The sequence below is a fragment of the Vibrio sp. 3-2(1) genome (genome assembly GCF_963887575.1).
In the GTDB taxonomy this organism is placed as follows: domain Bacteria; phylum Pseudomonadota; class Gammaproteobacteria; order Enterobacterales; family Vibrionaceae; genus Vibrio; species Vibrio anguillarum.
In genome coordinates, this window is sequence record NZ_CAWPGB010000029.1 from 1 (window position 1) to 6,090 (window position 6,090).

Annotated in this window: 6 protein-coding genes; 3 read left to right on the top strand and 3 right to left on the bottom strand. The window is 40.5% G+C overall.

All coding sequences use genetic code 11. The annotated features are described in order from the left end of the window. Positions 1 to 366: 366 nt before the first annotated feature. The 3 genes from AACQ79_RS10985 to AACQ79_RS10995 form a co-directional block, all read right to left on the bottom strand. Entirely contained in the window at positions 367 to 1,002 is a 636-nt protein-coding gene (locus AACQ79_RS10985; RefSeq protein WP_154171263.1) for a CatB-related O-acetyltransferase, read from the bottom strand. Between the two features lie 717 nt (positions 1,003 to 1,719). After that, positions 1,720 to 2,172, bottom strand: coding sequence for a hypothetical protein (locus tag AACQ79_RS10990; RefSeq protein WP_170899866.1), 453 nt, complete (start codon positions 2,170 to 2,172; stop codon positions 1,720 to 1,722). Positions 2,173 to 2,784: 612 nt separating this feature from the next. Next, positions 2,785 to 3,234 (bottom strand): GyrI-like domain-containing protein, encoded by a 450-nt coding sequence (locus AACQ79_RS10995; protein ID WP_170899867.1) that lies wholly within the window; start codon positions 3,232 to 3,234, stop codon positions 2,785 to 2,787. A 288-nt stretch (positions 3,235 to 3,522) separates the two neighbouring features. On the opposite strand from AACQ79_RS10995, the gene AACQ79_RS11000 reads away from it, so the two are divergent. The 3 genes from AACQ79_RS11000 to AACQ79_RS11010 all read left to right on the top strand — a co-directional run bounded on the left by AACQ79_RS11000 (position 3,523) and on the right by AACQ79_RS11010 (position 5,379). After that, positions 3,523 to 4,359 carry a beta-1,6-N-acetylglucosaminyltransferase gene (locus tag AACQ79_RS11000; protein WP_170899868.1) on the top strand — a complete coding sequence of 279 codons (837 nt, stop codon included), beginning with the start codon at positions 3,523 to 3,525 and terminating at the stop codon, positions 4,357 to 4,359. 253 nt (positions 4,360 to 4,612) lie between these two features. Next, entirely contained in the window at positions 4,613 to 4,885 is a 273-nt protein-coding gene (locus AACQ79_RS11005; protein ID WP_013867770.1) for a type II toxin-antitoxin system TacA family antitoxin, read from the top strand. Further along, positions 4,882 to 5,379 carry a GNAT family N-acetyltransferase gene (locus AACQ79_RS11010; protein ID WP_013867769.1) on the top strand — a complete coding sequence of 166 codons (498 nt, stop codon included), beginning with the start codon at positions 4,882 to 4,884 and terminating at the stop codon, positions 5,377 to 5,379. Before AACQ79_RS11005 ends, AACQ79_RS11010 begins: the two co-directional genes overlap by 4 nt. The last annotated feature ends 711 nt before the right edge of the window (positions 5,380 to 6,090 follow it).

Consider the following 6,090-nt stretch of genomic DNA (forward strand, 5'->3'; position numbering starts at 1 on the left):
GAAGCTCTGCAATGAAATTGCACACAAATTAAATACGCGCCCACGCAAAAGACTTGGGTATAGGACACCAACGGAGTATATTCATGCGCATCTGTAGAAAGTGTCGCACTTCAAACTTGATACTAAGATGCTTAATACCATATTTTCGATGTATCCACTGAGGTATTACATGCTCTTTTGTATCTGGAGACTTACCACAAAACATACAACCGTTCATTAATGTATCAATTCCTCTAAATGCCTAACGCCCGCTTAAGGGGCAGCCAACGCCACTACCAACTTACTGCATAACACCGTAATCACAAAAACCAATGCATAGTAAAAATGCCGCGCGTTGGCTGTCCCTCTTGAAGCGTTTGTTATGTGCTATTTTTCAACATCGTAAGCTGCTGCTGCGCTCTTTAGTTGTTGAATGTCTGATGCACATAGATATCGCTTTAAGGCTTCAAACTTCTCTGTGGGCCAATCATAGATTTGCATTTTCAACAGTTCGGCAATTACCGATTCGTCAAAGCGATATTTGACTAATTTGGCAGGCGTGCCACCAACAACACTATAAGGGGCAACATCTTTAGTTACCACGCTATTTGCAGCAACTATGGCTCCTTCTCCGATTGTCACACCAGGCATAACCATTGATCTCATCCCAAGCCATGCACCATCATGGATAAAGGTATCACCTTTGCCTATATACGCCTCATCAATGTAGTCCATAAATGGATATAAACAGAACCAATCCGCCCTATGGGTATGATTACCACCCATTAAGATAACTGCCTCTGCGCCGATGCAAACGTAATCACCAATATGGAGTTTATCGATTTCCCACCTAGGTTCCCATTCACGACTCACTTCATCACCATGAAGATACCGAACAACAGATTCCTCAAATCCATTGTCCCAGCAGTCACTGTAATAACTATGAGTGCCTTTGATAGAAATATTAGGGTTAGTTACTACCTCATGGAGTAACTGAAATTTTGACCAATGCTTCTTGTGCATACTAAACCTCAAGCTAATGTTAAATAATAAGAATTATTGAAATAACACTATGCCGTCAGTGAATGCGTGGCTGCTTTAAAAGAGGAATAAGTTTCATAAAAGACACCGTTAATTGAAAGGCGCTAATGATAGCACATAACGCCCGGCTAAGGGGTTGACAACGCACCGCCGAACTCAAAAAACACACCGTAAACACTGAACTTAAATTTTGAACTAAAGCCGCCACGCGTTGGCAATCCCTCTTGAGCCGTTTGTTAGGCCAACCAATTGACACCGAGACTTTCAAAACCAAAGAACGAGCTTTTTTGCAAACTTAAAACCAACTAACCGATTCATTTATAAACCAAAATGCCAAATCAGCAAAGAAACAAAAAACTCAAATTGAGCGGTTTGGAAGAAAAGTGACGAGCGTAGCATGCTCGGCGGACGTTTGGATGCTGAAGGTTATTTTACCGCTGAATTTACAGCGCTAAACAACCCAACGCGATCAAGAAACAACAAATAGGTGATGACGAATTATTGCTCACATTTAGCCCGAGAGCCTGGAATTTACTGTTCAATTTCAACTCAATTATCGCTGATAAAAACTCACCTTGCCTAACGCCCGCTTAAGGGGCAGACAACGCTAACCACTGTACTCAAAAATACCAGCCTTAACCTCAAATGCTAATTTGAACTCAAAATGCCACGCGTTGGCTGTCCCTCTTGAAGCGTTTGTTATGTGCGCTTTCCCAATACATTATCCGGTAACAAACTGCCTAGTTTAAAAATCAGGTATTCTTCTAAAGCTGAAGCTTCAAAAAACAACTCATCTGGCACCGCCCAAGTAATTAAATGAGTTGGTGGCTTCGACCAAACATCGTTCTTTTTAGGAATACCGCTCTTTCTATCGATACTGTATCGAAAATAGCTACCTAGCCTATAACCCAATTGTTGCCATGAGGCTTTTCCTATATACAACAACTCTTCATCCGAAAAAATGGCGTATATTCCATGCTTATCCCACAATGGCCATGGGTCAGGCCAATATAGGTCAGCTTTTACATTGGTATGCCTACTTTTATCATAAAGGCTATACATTTTACCCCTTAGAATTGGGGGTAAACTATTATTCCTATATGTATGTTGAAAATCGTCTATTAAGCATTGAATTTTTTCTAGTGATTCCATTCTTACTCCTAGCACATAACGCCGCGTTAAGGGGCGCGGGCACGCAATACAAAAGCTACCGCACAGTGCCGTAACCACTAAACCCAACGCAAACTGAAAATGCCACGCGTGCCAAGTCCCTCTTTAACGCTTTGTTATGCTTAAGCTTCAATGACTTACGCTTTACCCAAACCAAGATTAACTCGACTTTGATTCACAAACAAAAACCAAAACGCAGAAAACAGAAATGACTCATAATTTTGAAAATCAGACTTTGAACTTTGGTGGCCAAAACTCAAAAACTAAGATCGAATTTCTGATTGAGCCAACCGCCCTAACCTCGTACTTGCCCGAAAATTGATTGAGGCAACGCTCTGAATTTCCAGCGCCAAAGAACAAGTGTCCGGAAAACAGCGACCACTGAAGCAAACTTGCCGACAAACTCAAAACCAACCAGCCGAGGGAACAAAGAGAAACGATAAACCACTGACATTGCGTGATTAAGCATAACGCCCGGCTAAGGGGGTGACAACGCATAGCCGAACTCAAAAAACACACTGTAAACACTGAACTTCAATTTTGTACTAAAGCCGCCACGCGTTGGCAATCCCTCTTGAGCCGTTTGTTATGTAACTATTTGACAGAAATAGAGATCTCGACTTCATGAGCACTTTTATAATATTCAAAGTCTGTTGTGTATGCTCGTTCGTGAGGACAGTTTTCAGAGCTAAAGTAATTCCAAACTTCACCCCAAAGATCTATAACTGCTTGTGGCATTTCACCGCTCGCAGCAAAAGTCACGTACTTACCAGAAGTAACATTTACTTTTACTGCGTCTGGTAATATTTCTGGTGATAAGGTATCCGAACAAGCGATAACGTCAAAATCACCTGTAAAATCAGACTCATAGTTTGTGTGCAAGCCATAAATTTTTGATTTTTCATCTAACTTTGGAGCAGCATTTGTGTAAAATTTAGCCCAAAGATTTCCAATTTTTGCAGTCGATGAATTTACTTCATCCGCATTAGTTGTACGAATGACAAAACCAGTAACTTCAAAACCATTCATTTCATTGATGCTCATTTTTTCTCCTAGTTACATAACGCCCGCTTAAGGGGCAGACAACGTTACTACCAACTTTCCGCATAACACCATAATCACGAAACCCAACGCATGATAAAAATGCCACGCGTTGGCTGTCCATCTTGAAGCGTTTGTTAGGTTTATATTTCATTGCTATTGATTAATCAAGACAGAACCCCCATATAGTCTATGGATAAGAACACGCCTTACCACTCAGAACATACATTCCCTAACTGAGATAACTGGAGCGTGAAAATAAATATTCCAGATTTCTCAAGGAATGATCTAATGATTGCTTATCTTATTCTCGTTCACCGCTATCCAGATCAATTTAAACGGCTATTTCATGCAATATACCGCCCAAATAATCATTACGTTATCCATGTTGACAAAACTTCTGGAAAAGAAATTTCAGATGAAATAACTTTGTTTCTAAATGATTACCAAAATGCTGAAATTCTTGAATCAGAAAATGCACTATGGGGTGGGTATAGTTTAGTTAATATTGAACTTCGTGGCATGGCTAAGCTATTGAATATGAACAAAAGCTGGACGCATTTTATAAACCTAAGTGGACAAGATTTTCCATTGAAAACTCAGCCATATATTCATGAGTTTTTGTCAAATAATAAAGACAAGGAATTTATTCGAGCATTAGACCAAAATGAAGCTAGGCCTGAAACGATGAATCGCATACAAAATATGTGCTTTGAATATAAAGAGCATATTTACCGACCTAAAATAGCTAGAAAATTCATGTCAGGGATAACACCATTTATTGGCACCCAATGGATGATTGTGTCACGAAAATTCTGTGATTTTGTTTGTAACACGGATGCATCTCAGCCCTATAAAGAATTTTATAAAAATACATTTATTGCTGATGAAGGATTTTTCCAAACAGTTATGATGAATAACGATTGTCATGGTGAAATAATTCAAGATGACTTGCGACTTATCGATTGGGTACCAGATGGAGATATAAAGCTTAGACCGAGGACGTTTACAATGGCCGATATTTCTAACTTAATTTCGAGCCCTAACCTTTTCGCTCGAAAATTTGACCTATTAGAGGATGCTAAAGTCTTGGATAGGATCGAACATCACCTCGCTGCAACAGTCTAATTTTTAATGAGCTACCCTCAACGGGGTGGCTCAAAGAAACCTAACGCCCAATTAAGTGGTGAACAACGCACTGACCAAGCCACCGCATTGCACCGTAAAACACTTTACTCAACGCATAGTAAAACTGCCACGCGTTGAGAATCCACTTGAATTGTTTGTTAGTTTGCGTGCCAAAGTGACACAACGATTGCTAATTGCACATTTTAAGACCATAATACCCATGTGACATTTTGACACAACAGGAGATAACATTATGGCTACTACTTTGCCTCGCATCACCGCTAGAGTTGATGTCGATACACAAGATTTACTCACTAAAGCTGCCGCTATCGCTGGTATGTCTAGTATTAACTCATTTGTTCTAAGCGCTGCAATTGAAAAGGCTAAACAAGTCATTGAACGTGAGCAAGCTTTAAAACTGAGCCAAGCCGATGCGATTTTGCTGATGGACGCATTAGACCGCCCAACAGCACAGAACTCAAAACTAAGAGCGGCCTCTGAACGATACGAGAGCAAGGCTCAATGATGAATACGGTACTTTTAGATAAAGTTAAACACGATAGAAACCGATTCAACTGTGGTATCGAAGCTCTCAATAATTACTTAAAAGTAATGGCGAGTCAGCAAGCAAAGAAAGACAACACCAGAACGTTTGTTCTGGAAGATGATAACAACAGCTCACATATCATCGGCTTTTACACGCTAACAATGACACCAATTGACTTAAAGGCATTGCCCGATAAATTACAAAAAAAGCACCAATCATCCACCTCTGGTGGCCTAATTGCCCGTCTTGCTGTCGATGACAGATACAAAGGGAAAGGCTTTGGTGAGTGGCTGCTCATCGATGCACTCAGAAAGCTATTAGCTGCTAGTGATAGCGTTGCATTTCCAGTTGTTATCGTTGATGCCAAAGACGGTGCAAAATATTTTTATGAACGCTATGGCTTTCAGGCATTTCAAGACGCTGAAAACAAACTCTTCATCACCATTGCGGATGTAAGAGCAAGCTTAGGCTAGTTAACTGCTAGCCTGTAGCAAACTAACGCCGCGTTAAGGGGTGCAGGCACGCAATACAAAAGCTACCGCACAGCGACTTAATCACTGAACCCAACGCAAATCGAAAATGCCACGCGTGCCAAATCCCACTTAAACGCCTTGTTATGCTTAAGCTTCAATAGGTTACGTTTCTCTGGAAACAAGATTAACTCGACTTTGAATCACAAACAAAAACCAAAACGTAGAAAACCGAAATGAATCATAGTTTTGATAATCAGACTTTGGATTTTGGCAAATCTGGTTTGAAGTTTGAAAACCTAGAAATGGATTTCTGATTGAGCCAACCGCCCTAACCTCGCGCTTGCCCAAAAATTGATTGAGGCAATTATCTGAATTTCTAGCGCCAAAGAATAAGCGTCCGAAAAACAGCGCTCAAAAAAGCCAACTTGCCGACAAACACAAAACTGAAAAGTCGAGGGAACAAAGAAAACCATAAACCACTGATTTTAGGTGATTAAGCATAACGCCCGGCTAAGGGGTTGACAACGCATAGCCGAACTCAAAAAACACACCGTAAACACTGAACTGCAATTTTGCACTAAAGTCGCCAAGCGTTGGCAATCCCTCTTGAGCCGTTTGTTAGCTATTTTTTCCCAGTGACTGATTTGAATGATTCAAAAATGAATGTCGCCAATCCACCTGCAACATTTGAATTTGCATAATCCTTCAAAG